General features: G+C 27.8%; 18 protein-coding genes and 1 other annotated feature (1 of these 19 only partly in view). Of the genes, 17 read left to right on the top strand and 1 reads right to left on the bottom strand.

The window, feature by feature from the left end; translation table 11 throughout:
• Positions 1 to 37 precede the first annotated feature (37 nt).
• From ATCC9714_RS14610 to ATCC9714_RS14590, 5 genes are all read left to right on the top strand, one after another.
• Positions 38 to 1,693: a nucleoside kinase gene (locus tag ATCC9714_RS14610; RefSeq protein WP_057545712.1), complete on the top strand. Its 1,656-nt coding sequence runs from the start codon at positions 38 to 40 to the stop codon at positions 1,691 to 1,693.
• A gap of 97 nt (positions 1,694 to 1,790) precedes the next feature.
• Entirely contained in the window at positions 1,791 to 2,708 is a 918-nt protein-coding gene (glsA, locus tag ATCC9714_RS14605) for a glutaminase A (RefSeq protein WP_054629541.1), read from the top strand.
• A gap of 80 nt (positions 2,709 to 2,788) precedes the next feature.
• The gene (locus ATCC9714_RS14600; protein ID WP_038293301.1) at positions 2,789 to 3,352 is read left to right on the top strand and encodes an ArsR/SmtB family transcription factor; all 564 of its coding nucleotides are present in this window, start codon (positions 2,789 to 2,791) and stop codon (positions 3,350 to 3,352) included.
• A 78-nt stretch (positions 3,353 to 3,430) separates the two neighbouring features.
• Positions 3,431 to 4,270 (top strand): deoxyribonuclease IV, encoded by an 840-nt coding sequence (locus tag ATCC9714_RS14595; protein WP_057545713.1) that lies wholly within the window; start codon positions 3,431 to 3,433, stop codon positions 4,268 to 4,270.
• A 79-nt stretch (positions 4,271 to 4,349) separates the two neighbouring features.
• Entirely contained in the window at positions 4,350 to 5,345 is a 996-nt protein-coding gene (locus ATCC9714_RS14590; protein ID WP_057545714.1) for an aldo/keto reductase, read from the top strand.
• A gap of 44 nt (positions 5,346 to 5,389) precedes the next feature.
• Here the strand turns inward: ATCC9714_RS14590 and ATCC9714_RS14585 are convergent, their stop codons facing one another.
• Entirely contained in the window at positions 5,390 to 5,794 is a 405-nt protein-coding gene (locus ATCC9714_RS14585; protein WP_038293303.1) for a RusA family crossover junction endodeoxyribonuclease, read from the bottom strand.
• Between the two features lie 67 nt (positions 5,795 to 5,861).
• Here ATCC9714_RS14585 and queG point away from each other — a divergent pair, with 67 nt between their 5' ends.
• From queG to ATCC9714_RS14525, 12 genes are all read left to right on the top strand, one after another.
• Positions 5,862 to 6,755 carry a tRNA epoxyqueuosine(34) reductase QueG gene (gene queG, locus ATCC9714_RS14580; protein WP_021122314.1) on the top strand — a complete coding sequence of 298 codons (894 nt, stop codon included), beginning with the start codon at positions 5,862 to 5,864 and terminating at the stop codon, positions 6,753 to 6,755.
• Positions 6,756 to 6,854: 99 nt separating this feature from the next.
• Complete coding sequence (locus tag ATCC9714_RS14575; RefSeq protein ID WP_055340724.1) at positions 6,855 to 9,071, top strand: Lon protease family protein; 2,217 nt, start codon at positions 6,855 to 6,857, stop codon at positions 9,069 to 9,071.
• A 224-nt stretch (positions 9,072 to 9,295) separates the two neighbouring features.
• Positions 9,296 to 9,949 (top strand): endonuclease III, encoded by a 654-nt coding sequence (nth, locus tag ATCC9714_RS14570; RefSeq protein WP_021127679.1) that lies wholly within the window; start codon positions 9,296 to 9,298, stop codon positions 9,947 to 9,949.
• Between the two features lie 2 nt (positions 9,950 to 9,951).
• Positions 9,952 to 11,319: a VanW family protein gene (locus ATCC9714_RS14565; RefSeq protein WP_057545715.1), complete on the top strand. Its 1,368-nt coding sequence runs from the start codon at positions 9,952 to 9,954 to the stop codon at positions 11,317 to 11,319.
• 99 nt (positions 11,320 to 11,418) lie between these two features.
• Complete coding sequence (gene trmL / locus ATCC9714_RS14560; RefSeq protein ID WP_021122322.1) at positions 11,419 to 11,889, top strand: tRNA (uridine(34)/cytosine(34)/5-carboxymethylaminomethyluridine(34)-2'-O)-methyltransferase TrmL; 471 nt, start codon at positions 11,419 to 11,421, stop codon at positions 11,887 to 11,889.
• Between the two features lie 214 nt (positions 11,890 to 12,103).
• Positions 12,104 to 13,132 carry a BMP family lipoprotein gene (locus ATCC9714_RS14555; RefSeq protein WP_021127681.1) on the top strand — a complete coding sequence of 343 codons (1,029 nt, stop codon included), beginning with the start codon at positions 12,104 to 12,106 and terminating at the stop codon, positions 13,130 to 13,132.
• Between the two features lie 304 nt (positions 13,133 to 13,436).
• Complete coding sequence (locus ATCC9714_RS14550) at positions 13,437 to 15,005, top strand: ABC transporter ATP-binding protein (RefSeq protein ID WP_057545716.1); 1,569 nt, start codon at positions 13,437 to 13,439, stop codon at positions 15,003 to 15,005.
• Complete coding sequence (locus ATCC9714_RS14545; RefSeq protein WP_054629548.1) at positions 14,998 to 16,092, top strand: ABC transporter permease; 1,095 nt, start codon at positions 14,998 to 15,000, stop codon at positions 16,090 to 16,092. The genes ATCC9714_RS14550 and ATCC9714_RS14545 overlap by 8 nt, the downstream gene beginning before the upstream one ends.
• Positions 16,092 to 17,027, top strand: a complete 936-nt coding sequence (locus ATCC9714_RS14540; protein ID WP_021127684.1) for an ABC transporter permease — start codon at positions 16,092 to 16,094, stop codon at positions 17,025 to 17,027. The genes ATCC9714_RS14545 and ATCC9714_RS14540 overlap by 1 nt, the downstream gene beginning before the upstream one ends.
• Before the next feature lie 115 nt (positions 17,028 to 17,142).
• Positions 17,143 to 17,907 carry a DUF6873 family GME fold protein gene (locus tag ATCC9714_RS14535; RefSeq protein ID WP_021127685.1) on the top strand — a complete coding sequence of 255 codons (765 nt, stop codon included), beginning with the start codon at positions 17,143 to 17,145 and terminating at the stop codon, positions 17,905 to 17,907.
• A gap of 5 nt (positions 17,908 to 17,912) precedes the next feature.
• On the top strand, positions 17,913 to 18,713 hold the full coding sequence (locus tag ATCC9714_RS14530; RefSeq protein ID WP_057545717.1) for a putative sporulation protein YtxC: 801 nt from the start codon (positions 17,913 to 17,915) through the stop codon (positions 18,711 to 18,713).
• Positions 18,714 to 18,798: 85 nt separating this feature from the next.
• On the top strand, positions 18,799 to 19,401 hold the full coding sequence (locus ATCC9714_RS14525; protein ID WP_021127687.1) for a DUF445 domain-containing protein: 603 nt from the start codon (positions 18,799 to 18,801) through the stop codon (positions 19,399 to 19,401).
• A 55-nt stretch (positions 19,402 to 19,456) separates the two neighbouring features.
• Positions 19,457 to 19,562 (top strand) — a binding site (T-box leader); it runs 118 nt beyond the window's last position.

The raw sequence follows: 19,562 nt of genomic DNA, 5'->3' as shown, positions 1-19,562 counted from the left end.
TTTATAATACAAAGAATTATAATCAGGAGGAAATTTTATGTGTGTTTTAGACATAAAGGTAGATGGTAAATTATATCAATATGAAAAAGGGGTAAGTTTAGAAACTATAGCTACAGATTTAAAAGATAATTATAAGGGTATAATCACATTAGGTAAAATAAATAATAAACTAAGAGATTTAAAAACAGAGATAGAAGAACCTTGTGATATTAAATTTATTGATACAACAAATGAAGATGGTATGAGAGTTTATACTAGAACTTTAGCTTTAATATTTATAAAGGCATGTGAAGAGATTTATCCAAATACTGAGGTAACAGTAGAACACTCACTATCTAATGGATTGTATTGTGAAATTAAAAATAAAAAAAATGAACTTACTGACAAGGAAGTTGAGTTTATAAAAGATAAAATGCAAGAGATTATAAAAAGTAATATAGATATTGAAAAAATTGTAACAAATAGGGAAGATGGAATTAAAATTTTTACAGAAAATAATATGCATGCAAAGGCAGAATTACTTAGATACAAAGAGTATGATGATGTTAAATTATATAAATGTGGTAATCATATAAATCATTTTTATGGATATATGTTACCTTCTACAAACTGGGTAACTGTATTTGATATAAAAAAATGGCAATCTGGAGTAGTTATATTAGGACCAAGTAAAAATAGTAGTAATAGTCCTGTAAAATTTATACCTCAACCTAAGTTATCAAGTATATATAAAGAAGCAGAAACATGGTCAGAGCTTATAGGTATAGATAAAGTTATAAGTTTAAATAAAGCTATAACTGAAAATAAATATGGAGAGATAATTAGAATAGTAGAGGCACTACAAGAGAAAAAAATATCTCAAATAGCTGATATGATAAAGGAGAACAACAAACGAGTTGTATTAATAGCAGCTCCATCTTCTTCTGGGAAGACAAGTTTTGCACATAGATTATCTATTCAATTAAAAGTTGATAATTTACATCCTGTACCTATATCATTAGATGATTACTTTGTTGATAGAGAAGATACACCTTTAGATGAATTTGGAAATTATGATTTTGAATCTATCTATGCTATAGATTTAGATTTATTTAATAGAGATTTAGAGAAATTACTTAGAGGAGAGGAGATACATCTTCCTAAATTTAACTTTAAAACAGGGAAAAGAGAGCTTAGTGGAAAAAAATTAAAAATAACAAAAGATCAACCAATTATATTGGAAGGTATTCATGCTTTAAATCCTATGTTAACGCAAAGCATAGCAGATAAAGATAAATTTAAAATATATATAAGTGTTCTTACACAAATAAATTTAGATAATCATAATAGAATACCTACTACAGACTTAAGACTTATAAGAAGGATAGTTAGAGATTATAACTTTAGAGGATATAGTGCAGAAAAAACTATATTAAACTGGGGATCTGTAAGACGTGGAGAAGATAAAAATATATTCCCGTATCAAGAAGAAGCAGATATAATGTTTAATTCAGCATGCTTATATGAATTAGCTATATTAAAAAAATATGCAAAACCTCTTTTGGAAGAGATAGATAGCAATAAAGAAGCTTTTATAGAAGCTAATAGAATTCTTAAGTTTTTACAATATTTCATTGAGCTAGATGATGAACTAGATATACCACCAACATCTATAATAAGAGAGTTTATAGGTGGTAGTAGAATAGTTGATTAAGCTTGAAATCCTGGGAGATTGACATGAACCCAGGATTTTTTGTATTATATTAATATTGACGAGGTAACGATATAAAAAAGATAAGGAGGAATTGTTCATGGAAAACGTATTAGAGCAGATACTTGAAGAAAATAGGAAGTATACAAATTATGGACATGTTGCAACATACATACCAGAGCTAAAAAATGCAAGGCAAGACGATCTTGGAATTTGTATGATTGATATGAATAATGTTATACATACTGCTGGAAGTTATAATAAAAAATTTACCATACAAAGTATATCAAAACCAATAATATTGGCTTTAGTTTTAAGTGAAAATGATTGGGAATATGTATTTTCTAAGGTTGGAATGGAGCCGAGCGGAGATCCATTTAACTCTATAATGAAATTAGAAACTAATAATACAAAAAAACCTTGTAATCCTATGATAAATGCTGGAGCTATAGTTACGACATCTATGATAAAAGGGGAAACATTAGCTGAGAGAGAAGAGAAAATGTTGAACTTTTTTAAAAAGTTAGCGAAGAACGACAATTTAAAAATTAACTATGATGTTTATGAATCAGAAAAAGCTACGGGTGATAGAAATAGAGCTATGGCATATCTTTTAAAAAATGATGGATTCATAGAAGGTGATGTTGAAGAAGTATTAGATTTATATTTTAAACAATGTTCAATAGAAATAGATTGTGTAGACTTAGCAAGAATGGGTGTTAATCTAGCATCTTATGGACTGGATATTGAAACAGGTGAAAGGCTTATAGACGAAAGAATTTCTAGAATAGTAAAAACATTTATGGTAACTTGTGGTATGTATGATGCATCGGGAGAATTTGCAATAAAAGTAGGTATTCCTGCAAAATCAGGAGTAGGTGGAGGAATAATGGCGTCTGTACCTAAGAAGATGGGAATTGGAATATATGGACCTGCTCTAGATAAAAAAGGAAATAGTATTGCTGGTATAAAAATTCTTCAAAACTTGAGTGAAAAATACAAAATAAATATATTCTAAAATAGAGAATTTTTTGACAATTACCACTGTATACTATATAATTATCTATATAATTAAATACTTTTATGGGTGGTGGGGGAATGAAAGAAGTTTTAGTACTTAGAGATTTAGAGTGTATAAAAGCTATTGCACATCCAAAGAGAATAGATATATTAAAAGCATTCAAGGCAACTCCATTATCAGCAAAACAACTATCTCAATTATTAGATGAACCTCATGCAAAAATAAATTATCATATAAAAACTTTATATAAAGTAGGCGTTCTAGATTTGGTACAAGAGAAAGTTAAATCAGGAATTGTTGAGAAATATTATTATCCAAGAGCTAAACATATAGTTATTGGAAAAAAGGCTTTGAACTTTAGCGATGATACAGATAATATGGATATAGGGGACATATGTATATCTAAGTTTGAAAATATGAGTAATTCTTTTTATAAAGCAATAGAGGAGAATGCCATAGATGATGAAAATATAGCTAATTACAATCAAGTAGCTTTAAGCAAAGATGAAATTAAAGAATTGGTAAAGACTATGGATTTAAAGATAAAGGATATTATATCTAATAGGAAACATGAAGACTCGGAAAGAAAATATGATTTATCTCTAGTCACAATACCGTTAGAAGAAAAATGTAGAGCATAAAGTATCAACAAATATGTTGATACTTATTTTTTTGGGTATATTAAATACAACTAATATAATTTTACAGGAGGCAAATGAGTGATAGTAATAGGACCACATATATCGATATCAAAAGGGTTTGCAAAAGCAGCTCAAACAGCTGTTAATATAGGAGCAAATACTTTTCAATTTTTTAGTAGAAATCCAAGAGGAGGAAACTCAAAAGCTTTTGATGAAAAAGATATAATGAAGTTTCAAGAGATAAGAAAAGAAAATAATTTTGGGCCATTATTAGCCCATGCACCATATACTATGAATTTGGCTGGGGCTAAAGAAGAAGTTTATGAATTTGGAAGAATGGTAATAAAAGAAGATATAAAAAGAATGGATTCAATCGGAATAGAGTATATGTGCTTTCATCCGGGAAGTCATGTAGGTTCGGGAGTGGAAGTTGGAAGTGATAAAATTGCAAATGCTTTAAATGAAGCGATAACCGGAGATGAAAATATAACTATATTACTAGAGACTATGTCTGGTAAAGGGACTGAGATAGGATTTACATTTGAACAAATAAAAGAAATAATAGATAAGGTTGAACATAATGAAAAACTAGGTGTCTGCTTAGATACATGTCATATATTTTCAGCAGGTTATGATATAGTAAATAATTTAGATGAAGTAATAGATGATTTTGATAGAATTATTGGACTAGATAAATTAAAAGCAGTACATCTTAATGACAGTATGATGCCTTTTGGTGCAAAAAAAGATAGACATGCATGCATAGGAGAAGGAGAAATAGGGCTTGAAGCTATAATAAGTTTTATTACACATCCTAAGTTAAAACATTTACCATTTTTCTTAGAGACACCACTAGAAGATGAAGGTCATAAAAGAGAAATAGAGATGATAAAAGATATCATAAAACAAGTAGAATAATATATAATATAGTTAGATGCAAGGCGATATTTTATAAAAATAAAATATCGTCTTAATTTTATAATAAAAGGGGGATTTTATGAGAGTTTTAGGAAAAACTAATTTGAAAATTAATAGAATTGGATTTGGGGGAATACCAATACAAAGAGTAACTCAACAAGATACAAATAAAATTATAGATGAGTTAATTAACCAAGGTATAAATTTTATAGATTCAGCACGAGGATATACTGTAAGTGAAGAGTATATAGGAAATGCAATAGAAGGTAAAAGGGATAAATTCATACTAGCTTCTAAAAGCATGTCAAGAACATATGAAGACATGCTAAAAGATGTTGATATTACTCTTAAAAATTTTAAAACAGATTATATAGATTTATATCAATTACATAATGTGAAATCAGATGAATATGAAAATATATTTAATGATAATATGGCCTATAAAGCTCTTTTAGATTGTAAGAGTCAAGGTAAAATTAAAAATATAGGAATAACTAGCCATAGTATAGATACAATAAAGAAAGCAGTAAGAGATGAAAAATTTGATACAATTCAATTTCCATATAATATAGTAGAAGATCAAGCTGATGAAATATTTAGAGAAGCTCATAAAAGAAATATAGGTACAATAGTAATGAAACCTTTAGCAGGAGGAGCTATAAATAATGCTAAATTAGCTATAAAATATATATTGTCAAAGGAATATATAGATGTAGCGATTCCGGGAATGGATAGTGTTGATCAAGTATTAGAGAACATATCTGTACTAGAAAACTTGGATATAGATAAAGAAGATGAATTAAAAATAGAAGATATAAGAAGTCAGTTAGGTAATAGATTTTGCAGAAGATGTGAGTATTGTATGCCATGTCCAGTTGGAATAAATATCCCTATGAATTTCTTACTAGAAGGATATTATAGTAGATATAATCTAAAAGAATGGTCAAAAGAGAGATATAATAGTTTGGATATTAAAGCAAGTGATTGTGTAGAATGTGGTAAATGTGAAAGTAAGTGTCCGTATGATTTACCGATTAGAGAAATGTTAAAAGAGGTAACTGAAAAACTTGATTAATAAAAAATTAAGCGCCTCTAATTAGAGGTGCTTTATATTTTAAATTATAATTTAGAAATAGTATAATCTACTTTATATTTAGATAAAGGATATAACTCTATTTCAACTCTAGGATTTTCTTTATCGATGAAATCGAATAAAAGAACAGGTTTTAATTGTTTATCATTTTTTATAATACCACTTTTTTCTATACCATCGCAGATACTTTTAGGATAGTTATGTAAATCTCCCATTCTTTTATTTGGGAAATATAATTTTAAAATAGTAATTAAATCTTCTTCTATACAAGGACCGTCATATTGTGTATTTATATATCCAGCAATCATATTTTCATAAGCTAAATACTTAGAATGTTTACCTTTAGAAGGCATCCAGGATTGTCCGTGTATATTATGAAGTTTAAAGTTAGATTTACTTATAGGTCTACCTGGAATTACGAGTTTTATCAATGATATCACCATCCTTTATACTTTAGTTATTATAAGTCTAAACACAAATTAATGAAAGGAAAAATTTATGAATAGCAGAAAATTAAAAAATTATTGTGAAAAAATTGGGATAAAAACAGTGGGGATAGCAGGAGTAGGACCATACTATGACCTAGAAAAAATAATATTAGAAAGGGATACTAAAGGATATATTACTGGAATGGAGGAGCCGTCTATAGAAAAAAGAATAAATCCTAGGGTTACTATGGAAAATGCAAATTCTATAATAGTATGTGCTTTCCCTTATTATACTTCAGATTACAAGGATTCAAATTTATCAAAGTATTGTTATGGAAAGGATTATCATTTAGTTGCAAAATCAAAGCTAGAGGAAATTGCAAATTATATAAAAAGTGAAGTAGAAGACTTTGAATATATGGTATTTGCTGATAATGGACCATTAGTAGATAGGTATTTAGCTAAAATATCTGGGATTGGATATTATGGAATAAATAACAATATAATAACTGATGAATTTGGGTCATATGTTTTTATCGGATATATAATAAACAATTTTAAATTTGAACTAGATGAGGTTAACATTAAAACTTGTAAACAATGTGGTGTATGCCAAACTGCTTGTCCTGGTGGTGCTATATTAGGTAATTTTAATTTTAATCCTAAAAATTGTTTATCATATATTACTCAGAAAAAAGAAGAATTAACTAGTGAAGAGATAGAAGCTTTAAGAAGAGGGTATAAAGTTTTTGGATGTGACATATGTCAAGAAGTATGTCCTCATAATAAATGTATAGAAAAAACTACTATAGAAGAATTTCACAAGGATATAAAAATTAATTTGGATAAGGATGAGATATATAGTATTTCAAATAAAGAATTTAAAAGAAGATATAATGATAAAGCATTTAGTTGGAGAGGTAGAAAAATAATACAAAGGAATATGGAGATTTTAGATAAATAAAACTTTTAACTTGTACAGTTAGAAGTTTTTTATTTTTTACTTAACATTTAGATGAGTTAAAACATATTATAGTAAAAAGAAATTGAAAGGGGGATGAATATGTTAAAGTATTCTAATACCTCAGAACTAGAGGGGTTAAAAACAATTATAGGTCAAGAAAGTGCAATAAAAGCTATGGAGCTTGGACTTAAAATAGATAATTCTGCATATAACATATTTGTAGCTGGAGACAGTGGGACAGGAAAAACGACTTATGTACTTAATGCTTTAAAATCTCATGCTAAAGAAAAAGATGAACATAAAGATTGGTGCTATGTATATAATTTTGAAAATAATAGAGAGCCAATAGCTATATCAATGCAAAGAGGGATGGGAAAATTATTTAAAAAAGATATGGAAAAGTTAATTGAGACACTACTTGATGAGCTTAAAGATGCTTTTGAAAGTGAAGATTTTGAATTAGCTAAAAATGAATTACTAGATGATTATGAAATAGAAAAAGATGCTCTTATACAGCAAATAAAAAAATATGGAGAAGAAAAAGGATTTAAATTAAAAAGCAGTAAAGTTGGAATGATATTTACTCCTGTAGATGAAGATATAGATACAACTACAGAGGAGTTTTATAAAATAAAAAAAGAGCTTGAAAATGCTGCCATACAGGTTGCTTATAAAATTAAGGATATAGAAGAAGAAGCTAAAGAGGCTCTTTTAGACTTAGAATACGAAATAGGTAAATTTGTAGTAAGTCCTCACATAGATAGTTTAATAGAGAGATATGGAGGATTTGATAAAGTCACTAAATACTTAGAAGATACTAAAAATGATATATTAGAGTATGTTTATTTATTCTACATGGATGAAGAGGATTTGAAAGATAAGTATGATAAAGAACATTTTACTAGATATAAGGTAAATCTATTAGTTGATAATGGGTTAGATCAAGAACAAGCACCTGTTATTTTAGAAATCAATCCAAGTCCAGCTAATTTGTTTGGAAAAGCAGAGTATGAGTACTATAATGGAACTGTAAAAACAGACTTTACTAAATTATTGCCAGGAGCTTTTCATAAAGCAAATGGAGGATATTTAGTTTTATATGCTGAACAGTTATTAAGATATAATCTATCTTGGGACATTTTGAAAAAAACTATACAACAAGGAGAAATAACATTAGATACTCAGACCGCTATAAGACCTGAAAAAATACCTGTAAATGTAAAGGTTATATTAATAGGGAGTAATTATATATATAATTTAATGTATAATTATGATTCTGAATTTAATAAATACTTTAAAATATTTGTAGACTTTGATAATGAAATGAAAAAAGATATAGAGAATGAAATGAGGGTAGCTAAATTTATATCATCGTATTGTAAAGAGAAGAATTTAAAACATTTTACTTATGAAGGAGTTCAACAAATCATAAAATATAGTACGAGAATAACTGGAGATAAAGAAAAGTTATCTACTAATTTTAACAAGATAGTTGAAATATTAGTTGAAGCCGATGCATATGCAGATATAAGAGGAGCTAAACTAGTAGATAAAGAAGATGTCTTAAAAGCTATAAGAGAAAGAAGAGAAAGGTTTGGAAAGATAGAAAGAAAAATGGATGAATCTTTAGAAAAAGGATTTACACTTATATCAACTAAAGGTTCTAAGGTTGGAGTTATAAATGGATTGTCAGTTCTTAATATGGGGGAATATTCATTTGGTAGACCTTCAAGAATAACAGTTACAACTGCTCCAGGAAGCAATGGTATAGTTAATATTGAAAGAGAAGTTGAAATGAGTGGGCCTATTCATAGTAAAGGTGTTTTAATTTTAACTGGATTTTTATTAGAAAGTTTAGCGCAAGAATTTCCTCTATCATTGAATGCTAATATATGTTTTGAACAAAACTATGGAGGTGTAGATGGAGATAGTGCTTCTGGAGCTGAATTATATGCTTTATTATCATCGTTAAGTGATGTTCCTATAAAACAAAACATTGGAGTTACAGGTTCAATAAATCAAAAAGGTGATATACAGGTTGTAGGAGGAATAACTGAAAAAGTAGAAGGATTTTATTTTGCTTGCAAGAAAAAAGGATTAACTGGAAATGAAGGTATAATTTTACCAAGAAATAATCTTAGAAATTTAATTTTACTAGAAGAAGTAAATCAAGCAATAGAAGATGGAATATTCCATATTTATCCTATAGATAGAGTTGAAGAAGCAATTGCTATTTTAACTGATAAAACTTTTGATGAAGTTAAAGATTTAGCTTTGAAAAAATTAAAAAAATATTATGATTTAGATAAAAAATAGAAAAAAGGTAGTACATCTAATAACTAGATGTACTACCTTTTTTTATTTAAACTTCAATATATTACAAAAAAATAACTTAAATAAAATATATATATTGATATGATTTGATAAATACTATAATTAAATAGATGATAATATGACATGAAATAATTTTAAATTGTTTAAACAGTATAATAATTTGTTATATATTACTATAGAAGAATTTTGATGAGGGGGAAAATAAAATGGCTAAAGCTAAAGTAAAGAATAGAAAAAATATAAAAATAATATTAGATATATTAGAAGAAACTTATCCAAATGCAAAATGTGAATTAAACTATACAACACCTTTTGAACTATTAATTGCAACTATATTGTCTGCTCAATGTACAGATGTTAGGGTAAATAAGGTAACTGAAGAGCTATTTAAAAAATACAATAAACCAGAAGACTTTGCTAAGCTTAGCACAGCTGAAATAAGTGAAGAAATAAAAAGCTGTGGATTATTTAAAAGTAAAGCTCAAAAAATAAAAGAAACTTCTGTTTTGATATGTTCTAATTATGGAGGCGAAGTTCCTGGTAATATGGAAGAATTAATAAAACTACCTGGAGTAGGAAGAAAGACTGCAAACGTAGTATTAAGTAATGCATTTGGAGTAGATGCAATAGCTGTAGATACTCATGTTTTTAGAGTTGCAAATAGAATTGGCTTAGTAAAAACTGATACTCCAGAAAAAACTGAATTTGAACTTATGAGAGTATTACCTAAAAAAAGATGGTCGTTGGCACACCATTTAATAATATTTCATGGAAGAAGAATGTGTAAAGCAAGAAAGCCTGAATGTGGAATATGTCCATTGACAGCTTTTTGTGATTACTACCAAGAAGGGAAGGAATAAAGTTGAAGAGACAAAAAATATATTTTCTATTAATAATATCTGTATTATTTTATTTAGGACAATCTAACGAAGTTTATGCAATTGGTGAGGAAGGTAAGATATACAAAAACATATATATTGAAAATATTGATGTCTCAGGATTAACGAAAAAAGAAGCTATAAAAAAATTAAATAAAGAAATATATATAAGTGATAAAATTAATTTGATATATGATAAAAATATTTATGAGTTAAAATTAAAAGATATAAATTTTAATTATAAATTAGAAGAAGCTATTAACAATGCTTATGAGTTTACTAGAAAAGATAATTTCTTACAAAACATAAAAACAAAATTTAACCTAAGTTTTGGAAAAAGGAGAAATTTAAATTTAGAACCTGTTTTTAATGATGAAAAATTAGATTTATATATAAATAACTTATGTAGTAATATAAATATAGAACCTAAAAATGCAAATATTAAGGTTGAAAAAAATCAATTCAATATAACTAATGAAATAAATGGAATTAGTGTGGATAGTAAAAAATTATTTGAATTAATAAAAGAAGAACTAATTAGCAAAAGTTATAAAGATATTCAAATTCCTATAAATATTATATATCCTGAGTATAATCATGAAAACTTATCTAAAATAAATACAGTTTTAGGAAGATTTGAGACAGAGTTTAATGCGAAAAATTTAAACAGAGTTAATAATATAAAGGTTGCTGTTAACAATGCAAGTAATATATTATTAAACTCAAAAAAAGAATTTTCTTTTAATGAATTTATAGGGAAAAGAAGTGTGGATAGAGGATTTAAAGAAGCTCCTGTGATAGTTAATGGAGAATTAACTTCAGGTATGGGAGGAGGCATATGTCAGGTATCTAGTACTATTTATAATTCAGCTTTATATGCAGGATTAGAAATTGTACAAGCTAGAAACCATAGTATTCCTAGTGGATATATACCAAAAGGAAGAGATGCGGCTGTATCTTATGGAAATATTGATTTAGTTTTTAAAAATAATTATAATAACTCTGTTTTAATAGAGAATAAGGTTGAGGGAAATAAAATTATTTCAACTATATATGGAAATGAATCAGATAAAAAACAAATTGATATAGATACTGATATTTTAGAAACTATCGAGCCTAATACTAAAATTAAAGATAGTGATTCTATAGATGAAGGTAAAAGCAAGGTCGAGAGCAAAGGAAGAAAAGGATATAAAGTTAATACTTATAGAGTTTATAAAAATATAGATGGACAAATTGAGAAAAAAGAATTTATAAACGAAAGTTATTATCCTCCTAAAGATAAAGTGATAATAAAAGGAACTAAGAAGAATTCTTATAATATAGATACAACTAATTTAAAAATAATCTAAATTCTATTTAAAGGATTTAGATTATTTTATTATTAAAAGTGTTTATAAATTGAAAGATTTGATATAATTATTTTTATAAAGTACTAAGGAGGATTTTTTATGTCTTTAAATATAGTTTTAGTAGAGCCTGAAATACCACAAAATACAGGTAATATAATAAGAAGTTGCGCAGCTACAGGTACAAAACTTCACTTAGTAAGACCACTAGGATTTAGCATGGAAGATAAGTATCTAAAAAGAGCAGGATTAGATTACTGGGATTTAGTAGACATACAATATTATGATAGTTTTGATGAAGTTAGAGAACAAAATCCAGATGCAAAGTTTTTTTATTCAACAACAAAAGCAAAACAAACTCATTCAGATGTTGAATATGAGGATAATTCATTTATAGTATTTGGAAAAGAAACAAAAGGGCTACCAGAAAGCCTTATAATGGAAAATTTAGATACAGCTATAAGAATACCTATGGTTGATATAGAAAAAGCTAGATCACTTAATTTATCTAACTCAGTAGCTATTGTTTTATTTGAAGCTTTAAGACAAATAGGATACCCTAATTTAAGATAAAGTATACACTAATTAAATAAAATACAAATCAAAAAGAAGGTAAGAAATCTAATTATGATTAAGAAATTGATTTCCTATCTTCTTATTTTTTTATATTGTATACATTAAATGAATAAAAAAAGTGTACGAAATTGAAATTTAATGTAGAAAATATTTTATATATAGTGTAAAATCAAGTTAAGAAATCATAAGCTATATTTATTAGGAGGTAATTATGAAGTTTAAAAAGTTCTTATCTTTAGGTTTAGTAGCAATACTATCAGGGTCGATGCTAGTAGGATGTGGAGGTCCATCTAAAGATTCAGGGAAGAAGGATAATTTAAAAGTAACTATGATAACAGATGTTGGTGGAGTAAATGACCAATCTTTTAACCAAAGTGCATGGGAAGGATTACAAAAAGCTGAGAAAGATTTTGGTATAAAAGCTAATTATATAGAATCTAAGCAGGAATCAGACTATGCTACTAATGTTGAGACAGCAGTAGATCAAGGTGCTGATTTAGTAATAGGGGTTGGATTTAAATTAGAAAAAGCAATAGGGGAAGCTGCTAAGGCATATCCAGAGGAAAAATTCGCATTAGTAGATGCTAATTTCGGTGGAAATCCTCCTGCTAATGTAGAAAGTATAATGTTTAATGCTCAAGAATCTGCTTACTTAGTAGGATTAATAGCAGGTAAAATGACAGAATCTAAAAAGGTAGGATTCGTTGGAGGAATGGAAGGTCCATTAATAGAGACTTTTGAAGTTGGATATGAAGCAGGAGTTAAAGCTGCTAATCCAGATGCTGAAGTAGTTGCTCAATACGCTAACAACTTTGCTGATCCAGCAAAAGGTAAATCTATAACAAATCAAATGATATCTAATGGGGTAGACATAGTGTTCCATGCGGCTGGAGACACAGGTAACGGAGTTATAGAGGCTGCAAAAGAAGCTGGTAAAAAAGCTATAGGTGTTGATAGAGATCAAAATAATATTGCTCCAGAAACTGTAATAAGTTCAGCTATAAAGAGAGTTGATGTTGGGGTTTATAATACAGTTAAAAGTTTAGTTGATGGTTCATTTGAAGGTGGAACAGTTGTAACTTACGGATTAAATGAAGACGGGGTTGGAATTGCTCCTACTACAAAAGAAGATGTACAACCAGATGTATTAGAATTTGTTAATAAACAAGGTGAGAAGATAAAGAATGGGGAAATAAAAGTTCCAGCTACAAAAGCTGAATTAAAAGAATCTCAAAAATAGTAAAAAAGGCTAGTTTTAACTAGTCTTTTTTTTATGCAAAATAATAAAAAAGTAAATTTTCTAAATATTAAATAAGTTTAATAATTAGTAAACTAACCAAAAATTCATCATAATGAAAATGTTTTTAAGTATAAAATGAGTGAAATAAACTACAAAAAAACACATAAATACATAAAAAACTACAAAAAAGTATGATGAATAAATAAAATATTATGTACTATTTAGTAAAATTAAATTGTTATAAGGAAAAATTTTTAGTATAATAAAGTTGGCAGATGACAAATAAGGAGGGTAAAAATAAACTATGACAAATGGTAATGTAGATTACAGTCAAAAAGTTGTAGAAATGAAAAATATAACTAAAAAGTTTGGAAACTTTACAGCTAATGATAATATAAGTTTGACTGTGCATAAAGGCGAAGTCCATGCTCTTTTAGGAGAGAATGGGGCAGGAAAGTCAACATTAATGAATATATTATATGGATTATATCATCCTACTTCAGGAGAGATATATATAAATGGGAAAAAAGTTGATATGGCAAATCCAAATGTTGCTATATCTCATGGTATAGGAATGGTACATCAACATTTTATGTTAGTGCAACCTTTTACAGTTGCTCAAAATATAATATTAGGAACAGAGCCAACAAAAGGTATAGGGGAAATAGATATAAAAAAAGCAACTGAAGATGTACTTGAAATTTCTAAAAAGTATGGGTTATATGTAGATCCAAATGCTAAGGTGGAAGATATAACAGTTGGTATGCAACAAAGAGTAGAAATATTAAAAGCTTTATACAGGGGAGCGGACATATTAATACTAGATGAACCTACAGCTGTGCTTACACCTCAAGAGATAAATGAGCTTATGCAGATAATAAGGAATTTAACTAAACAAGGAAAATCGGTAATAATAATAACTCATAAGTTAAAAGAGATAAAAGCAGCTGCAGATTACTGCACTATAATAAGAAGAGGAAAGTATATAGGAACGGTAAAGGTATCTGATACAACAGAAGATGAACTAGCATCGATGATGGTAGGTAGAGAGGTAACATTTAAGGTTGAAAAGAAAGAGCCTGTTATAGGGAAAACAGTGTTAGAAATTAAGAACTTAAAAGCTAAAGATAGCAGAAAAGTTCAAGTGCTTAATGAATTGTCATTAGAGGTAAGAGCTGGAGAGATATTAGGAATAGCAGGGGTAGATGGAAACGGACAATCAGAATTAGTAGAGGTACTTACTGGACTTAGAAAAGCTGATTCAGGAAGTATTAAAATAAATGGAGAAGAAATTTTAAATGATAAACCTCTTAATATATTCAAAAAAGGTATAAAAAATATACCAGAAGACAGACATAAGAGAGGTCTTATACTTGATTTTACAGTTTCAGAGAATATAGTACTTCAAAGATATAAAGAACCTAAATTTTCGAAAAATGGGATATTAAAAAAAGATGCAATAGAAAAACATGCAGAAACTATAATTGAAGAATTCGATGTAAGACCTACAGATTATACTTTAAAAGCTAGAGCATTATCGGGAGGAAATCAACAGAAAGTAATAATAGGTAGAGAGGTTGATAATATAAGAGTAGATAGACAAAAAACTAAAAAGTCACAACTACTAATAGCAACTCAACCAACTAGGGGTCTAGATGTAGGAGCTATAGAGTTTGTTCATAAAGCTCTTATAAATCAAAGAGATGCAGGAAATGCAGTTTTATTAGTCTCATTAGAGCTTGATGAAGTTATGAATGTAGCAGATAGAATAGCTGTAATTTATGAAGGTAATATAGTTGGAATTGTAGATGCAAAAGATGCAAATGAAAATACTCTAGGATTTATGATGGCAGGAGGTGCAGAAAATGAGTAGCAACACTAATATAAAAAAGAAAATATCTTTAAGCAATAATACTATACTATTTTCTGTTATATCTATACTTCTTGGATTAATTGTAGGAGCTATAGCACTTATGATAGCAGGATTTGATCCTATAGAAGCTTATTCAGTTATGATTGATGGGATAATAGGAAAACCAAAATATATAGCGTGGACTATTATTAAATCTACACCTCTTATATTAACAGGTCTTTCAGTGGCTTTTGCATTTAAGACGGGACTGTTTAATATAGGTGCAGAAGGACAATTTATAGTTGGAGCTTTGGCTGCAACATTAGTGGGATATGGAGTTCAATTGCCTGCTATAATACACATACCTCTTACACTAGCTGTAGCTGCATTAGCAGGAGCTTGTTGGGGTGGATTTGCAGGGTTCTTAAAATCTAAATTTGGGGTTAATGAAGTTATATCCACTATAATGTTAAACTGGATTGCTTTTTATTTAAATAACTATATGGTAATGACACCTTGGTTAAGAGAAGGTAACAGTGAAGCATCTCATTTAATAAATGATAGTGCTAGTATAAGTATAGATTGGTTGACAGGACTTGTAGGACCGGCGACTAAAGTTAACTGGGGAATTATAATAGCAATAATATTAGTAATATTAATAGCATTTATATTAGCGAAAACAACTTTAGGATATGAATTAAGAGGAGTTGGATTTAATAAATTCGGAGCTGAGTATGGTGGGATAAACGTACAATCTTCTATATTTAAGTCAATGGCTATAGCAGGTGCGTTAGCTGCATTAGCAGGAGCTATACAAGTTATAGGTGTAACTCAAGGTATAACGGTATTAGCAGCTCCAGAAGGAAATGGATTTGATGGTATTGCAGTAGCTTTAATTGCTAATAGTAACCCAATAGGAGTTATATTCTCTGGATTATTATTTGGAGGATTAAAGTATGGAGGAACAAAGATGCAAACTATACAAGCTCCATCAGAAGTAATAAATATAGTTATAGGTTCTATAGTTTATTTTATAGCTTTAAGTAGTGTCGTAAGAATGTTATTTGTAAAATATATAAATAAAAGAAAGCAAGGGGGAACTGAATAATGGAAGATATAGCTTTAATTTTAAGCACCACATTAATGTACTCTACTCCCCTTATATTTACAGCATTAGGTGGAGTTTTATCAGAGAATTCAGGAATAGTTAATATAGGATTAGAGGGAATGATGACTATAGGAGCATTTGCAGGAGCAGCTGCAGGGTATTTAGTTGGAAACCCTTGGATAGCATTTTTAATTGGTGGATTAGCAGGAGGATTATTTGCTTTAATACATGCAATAGCAACCGTAAGTTTTAATGCAGATCACACTATATCAGGGGTTGCTATAAATCTACTTGCACCAGGAGTAGCTTTATTTACCTCAAAGATATTATTCGATGGGGCAACAATGACTCCTACTATAAGTATGGAAGATAAAATGCCAAGACCTTTAAATGGTTTATTTCCAGATGGTGGCATATTAAATACTATATTTAATACTTATGCTACGGTGTTTATAGCGTTTATATTAGTTGCTGTAGTTTGGTATATTTTATATAAAACTAAATTAGGATTGAGAATAAGGGCGGTTGGAGAACATCCAGGCGCAGCAGATACATTAGGGATTAATGTAGCTCGTGTAAGATATATTGCAGTTATAGCATCAGGGATACTAGCCGGATTTGGAGGAGCATCTATGAGTTTGGCAATAGTATCATCATTTAGACCTACACTAATATCAGGGCAAGGGTATATTGCTATGGCGGCTGTTATATTTGGTAAATGGAGACCTCAAGGGGCTATGGGAGCTTGTTTATTGTTTGGATTCTCTACAGCTTTAGCTGTATTCTTTGGAAATCCAGAACTTCCATTTAGTATAAATGAAAACTTACTATCTATGATACCATATGTAATAACATTAATTGTACTTGTTTTATTTATAAAAACTTCAAAAGCTCCAACAGCTCTTGGAACTTCGTATAAAAAGGGAGAGAGATAAAAATGATAGCATTTGCTATCATTTTTTTTATTTTAATATATTTAATATAATTTAAAATATATTATTATATTTTTAGCATAAAAATATAAACTATTAAAATAAAGAGGAAGGGAACATGAAAATATCATATAATGAAGAATCTTTTATAATTGATGAAGATTTATGTCTAGCTATGGTAGATAAAAGAATTACTTGCGATATGGAAGAAGAATTAAAAAAGAGAAATATACAAATAATAAAAACTATAGAATGTAAAGAATGCTATGATGCTATAAAATATCATCCCGATATTAATGTATGTAATTTAGGCGGGGGGAATATAGTAGTATCACCAAATACATATGAATATTACTATAAAGTTTTAACTGAATATGGATTTAATGTAATAAAAGGGGATAGTTATATAAAAAATAAATACCCATATAACATACATTACAATGTTGCTATATTTGGAAAATATGTAATGCATAATTTTAAATATACAGATAAAAAAATATTAGATTTTATTGAAAGTAAAAATTTGATAAAAATAAATGTAAATCAAGGATACACAAAATGTTGTGTATGCATTGTAGATGAAGGTTCAATAATAACATCAGATGAAGGTATTTATAAGGTGGCAATTGAACATAATATAGACTGTTTACTAATAACAAAAGGTCATATAGATTTGTTTGAATTAAATTATGGGTTTATTGGAGGATGTTCTGGTTTTATAGGTAAAAATAAAATTGCTTTTTGCGGAGATATAACTAAACACCCTGATTATATTAATATTTATAAATTTTTGTATAAAAAAAATAAGGAGATTGTAAATTTAAGTAAAGAAAGATTATTGGATTTAGGTTCTATAATTCCTCTTATGACTAGAAAGGAGTGATGACGATGGAAAATAAAGAGATTTATTTGAGTCTATTACCTAAATATGAACTTGCAGTAGATAAACTTATAAACTCTAAAATTCTAGATAAAAAGATAAACTATAACGAGGACTTAATCGAGATAAAAATTAATATGGACTACAATAAAGAGGAATCTAGAACTATAGCAACCAAAGAAATAACAGACATTGTTATGAATATAGTAAAGACTGTTATTTTAAAAGAATATATACATAAATCTTATGATGAAATTTATAATGAACATAAAAATAATATATATAGTAAAGCTTTAGAAGTTTTTGAAAAAAAAGAAATTTTGATAAGAGAATCTATATTTTATAGAGTAGATAAATACATAGAAAACAATAATTATATTGATATTGATGGATTTGTAAAATTTAGAATGAAAGAATTGATTGGATATATATCAAATATAGCAGATAGTGCACTTGAAGAATATTTAGTAAAAAAAGATTATGATGAATTTATAAGCGTTTTAAAATATTTTATAAAAGTTCAAGATACAAAAATAGATACGCTTAAAATATATATAAGAAAAGATAATTCCTTTATATTATATGATAAAAATGATAATATAATTGAAAATGAAAATGACAAAGAATTAATGGATATGTTTATAAAAGAAAATTTAAACTATGAAGATTTTCTTATAAGTACTCTTTTATCACTATGCCCTAATCATATAATAATTTATGATTCCTTAAAAACTAATTCATCTCGTGAAGTAGTAGATACTATCAAAGCTATATTTGAAAATAGAGTAGAGGAAATGCAAAAATCTTGATTTAAAAGCAAAAACATATTGAAAAAAATTTATTAACGTATAAAATATATATTGTTTCTAATTAAAATTTTAAGGAGAATTAAGTATGGACAATATATATATAATTTTGCTAATGGGGATAATAGGCGGAATAATTGGTTATATAACTAATAAACTAGCTATAAAGCTTATATTTAGGCCTATAAATCCTGTAAAGATACCAATCTTAAATATAGAAGTATTAGGTTTAATACCAAAGAGAAAAAATGAAATAGCTATAAAAATAGGGGAAATCATACAAGATGAATTTATATCAGTTGATGATATACTTGAAAATTTAGTGACGGAAGATGATAAACAAAAAGCTGTAGATTATATAAAACTTAAAGTAAGCACTATTATTGATGAAAAAGCATCTTTAATGCCTGGTTATATAAAATCAATTATAAAAGGGTATGTAGATGAAATTATAGAAAAAGAAGTAAATGAATCTATAGATGAACTAGGATCAGAAATTATAGAAAAAGCACATCAGAGAATAAATATACAAGAAATAGTTGAAAATAAAGTTAATGAATTAGATTTAATTGAATTGGAAAATATAATTTTAAGTGTAGCAAATAATGAATTAAAGCATATAGAATTATTAGGATTAATTCTAGGATTTTTAATAGGTATAGTTCAAGGTATAATAACTATATTTATATAAAAATTTTAGTTGCTATAATGAAATGGGTTTGTTATAATATAAATAATTTATAAATAATCTGGCAATGAAAAGGAAGAGTAAAGTAGAAACAGTTTACAGAGAGGATATATCAGAGGCTGTGAGTATATCTAAATATGACTATTTGAAAACTACCTTGGAGC

The sequence above is a fragment of the Paraclostridium sordellii genome (assembly GCF_000953675.1).
In the GTDB taxonomy this organism is placed as follows: domain Bacteria; phylum Bacillota; class Clostridia; order Peptostreptococcales; family Peptostreptococcaceae; genus Paraclostridium; species Paraclostridium sordellii.
The sequence above is the reverse complement of the archived record's forward strand: the minus strand, read 5'-3'. Positions and strand labels throughout refer to the sequence as shown.

Bases quoted from the DNA above. Each gene is read 5' to 3' on its own strand.
- ATCC9714_RS14610 (WP_057545712.1), top strand. From the start codon at position 38: ATGTGTGTTTTAGACATAAAGGTAGATGGTAAATTATATCAATATGAA.
- glsA (WP_054629541.1), top strand. From the start codon at position 1,791: ATGGAAAACGTATTAGAGCAGATACTTGAAGAAAATAGGAAGTATACA.
- ATCC9714_RS14600 (WP_038293301.1), top strand. From the start codon at position 2,789: ATGAAAGAAGTTTTAGTACTTAGAGATTTAGAGTGTATAAAAGCTATT.
- ATCC9714_RS14590 (WP_057545714.1), top strand. From the start codon at position 4,350: ATGAGAGTTTTAGGAAAAACTAATTTGAAAATTAATAGAATTGGATTT.
- queG (WP_021122314.1), top strand. From the start codon at position 5,862: ATGAATAGCAGAAAATTAAAAAATTATTGTGAAAAAATTGGGATAAAA.
- ATCC9714_RS14575 (WP_055340724.1), top strand. From the start codon at position 6,855: ATGTTAAAGTATTCTAATACCTCAGAACTAGAGGGGTTAAAAACAATT.
- nth (WP_021127679.1), top strand. From the start codon at position 9,296: ATGGCTAAAGCTAAAGTAAAGAATAGAAAAAATATAAAAATAATATTA.
- trmL (WP_021122322.1), top strand. From the start codon at position 11,419: ATGTCTTTAAATATAGTTTTAGTAGAGCCTGAAATACCACAAAATACA.
- ATCC9714_RS14555 (WP_021127681.1), top strand. From the start codon at position 12,104: ATGAAGTTTAAAAAGTTCTTATCTTTAGGTTTAGTAGCAATACTATCA.
- ATCC9714_RS14550 (WP_057545716.1), top strand. From the start codon at position 13,437: ATGACAAATGGTAATGTAGATTACAGTCAAAAAGTTGTAGAAATGAAA.
- ATCC9714_RS14545 (WP_054629548.1), top strand. From the start codon at position 14,998: ATGAGTAGCAACACTAATATAAAAAAGAAAATATCTTTAAGCAATAAT.
- ATCC9714_RS14540 (WP_021127684.1), top strand. From the start codon at position 16,092: ATGGAAGATATAGCTTTAATTTTAAGCACCACATTAATGTACTCTACT.
- ATCC9714_RS14535 (WP_021127685.1), top strand. From the start codon at position 17,143: ATGAAAATATCATATAATGAAGAATCTTTTATAATTGATGAAGATTTA.
- ATCC9714_RS14530 (WP_057545717.1), top strand. From the start codon at position 17,913: ATGGAAAATAAAGAGATTTATTTGAGTCTATTACCTAAATATGAACTT.
- ATCC9714_RS14525 (WP_021127687.1), top strand. From the start codon at position 18,799: ATGGACAATATATATATAATTTTGCTAATGGGGATAATAGGCGGAATA.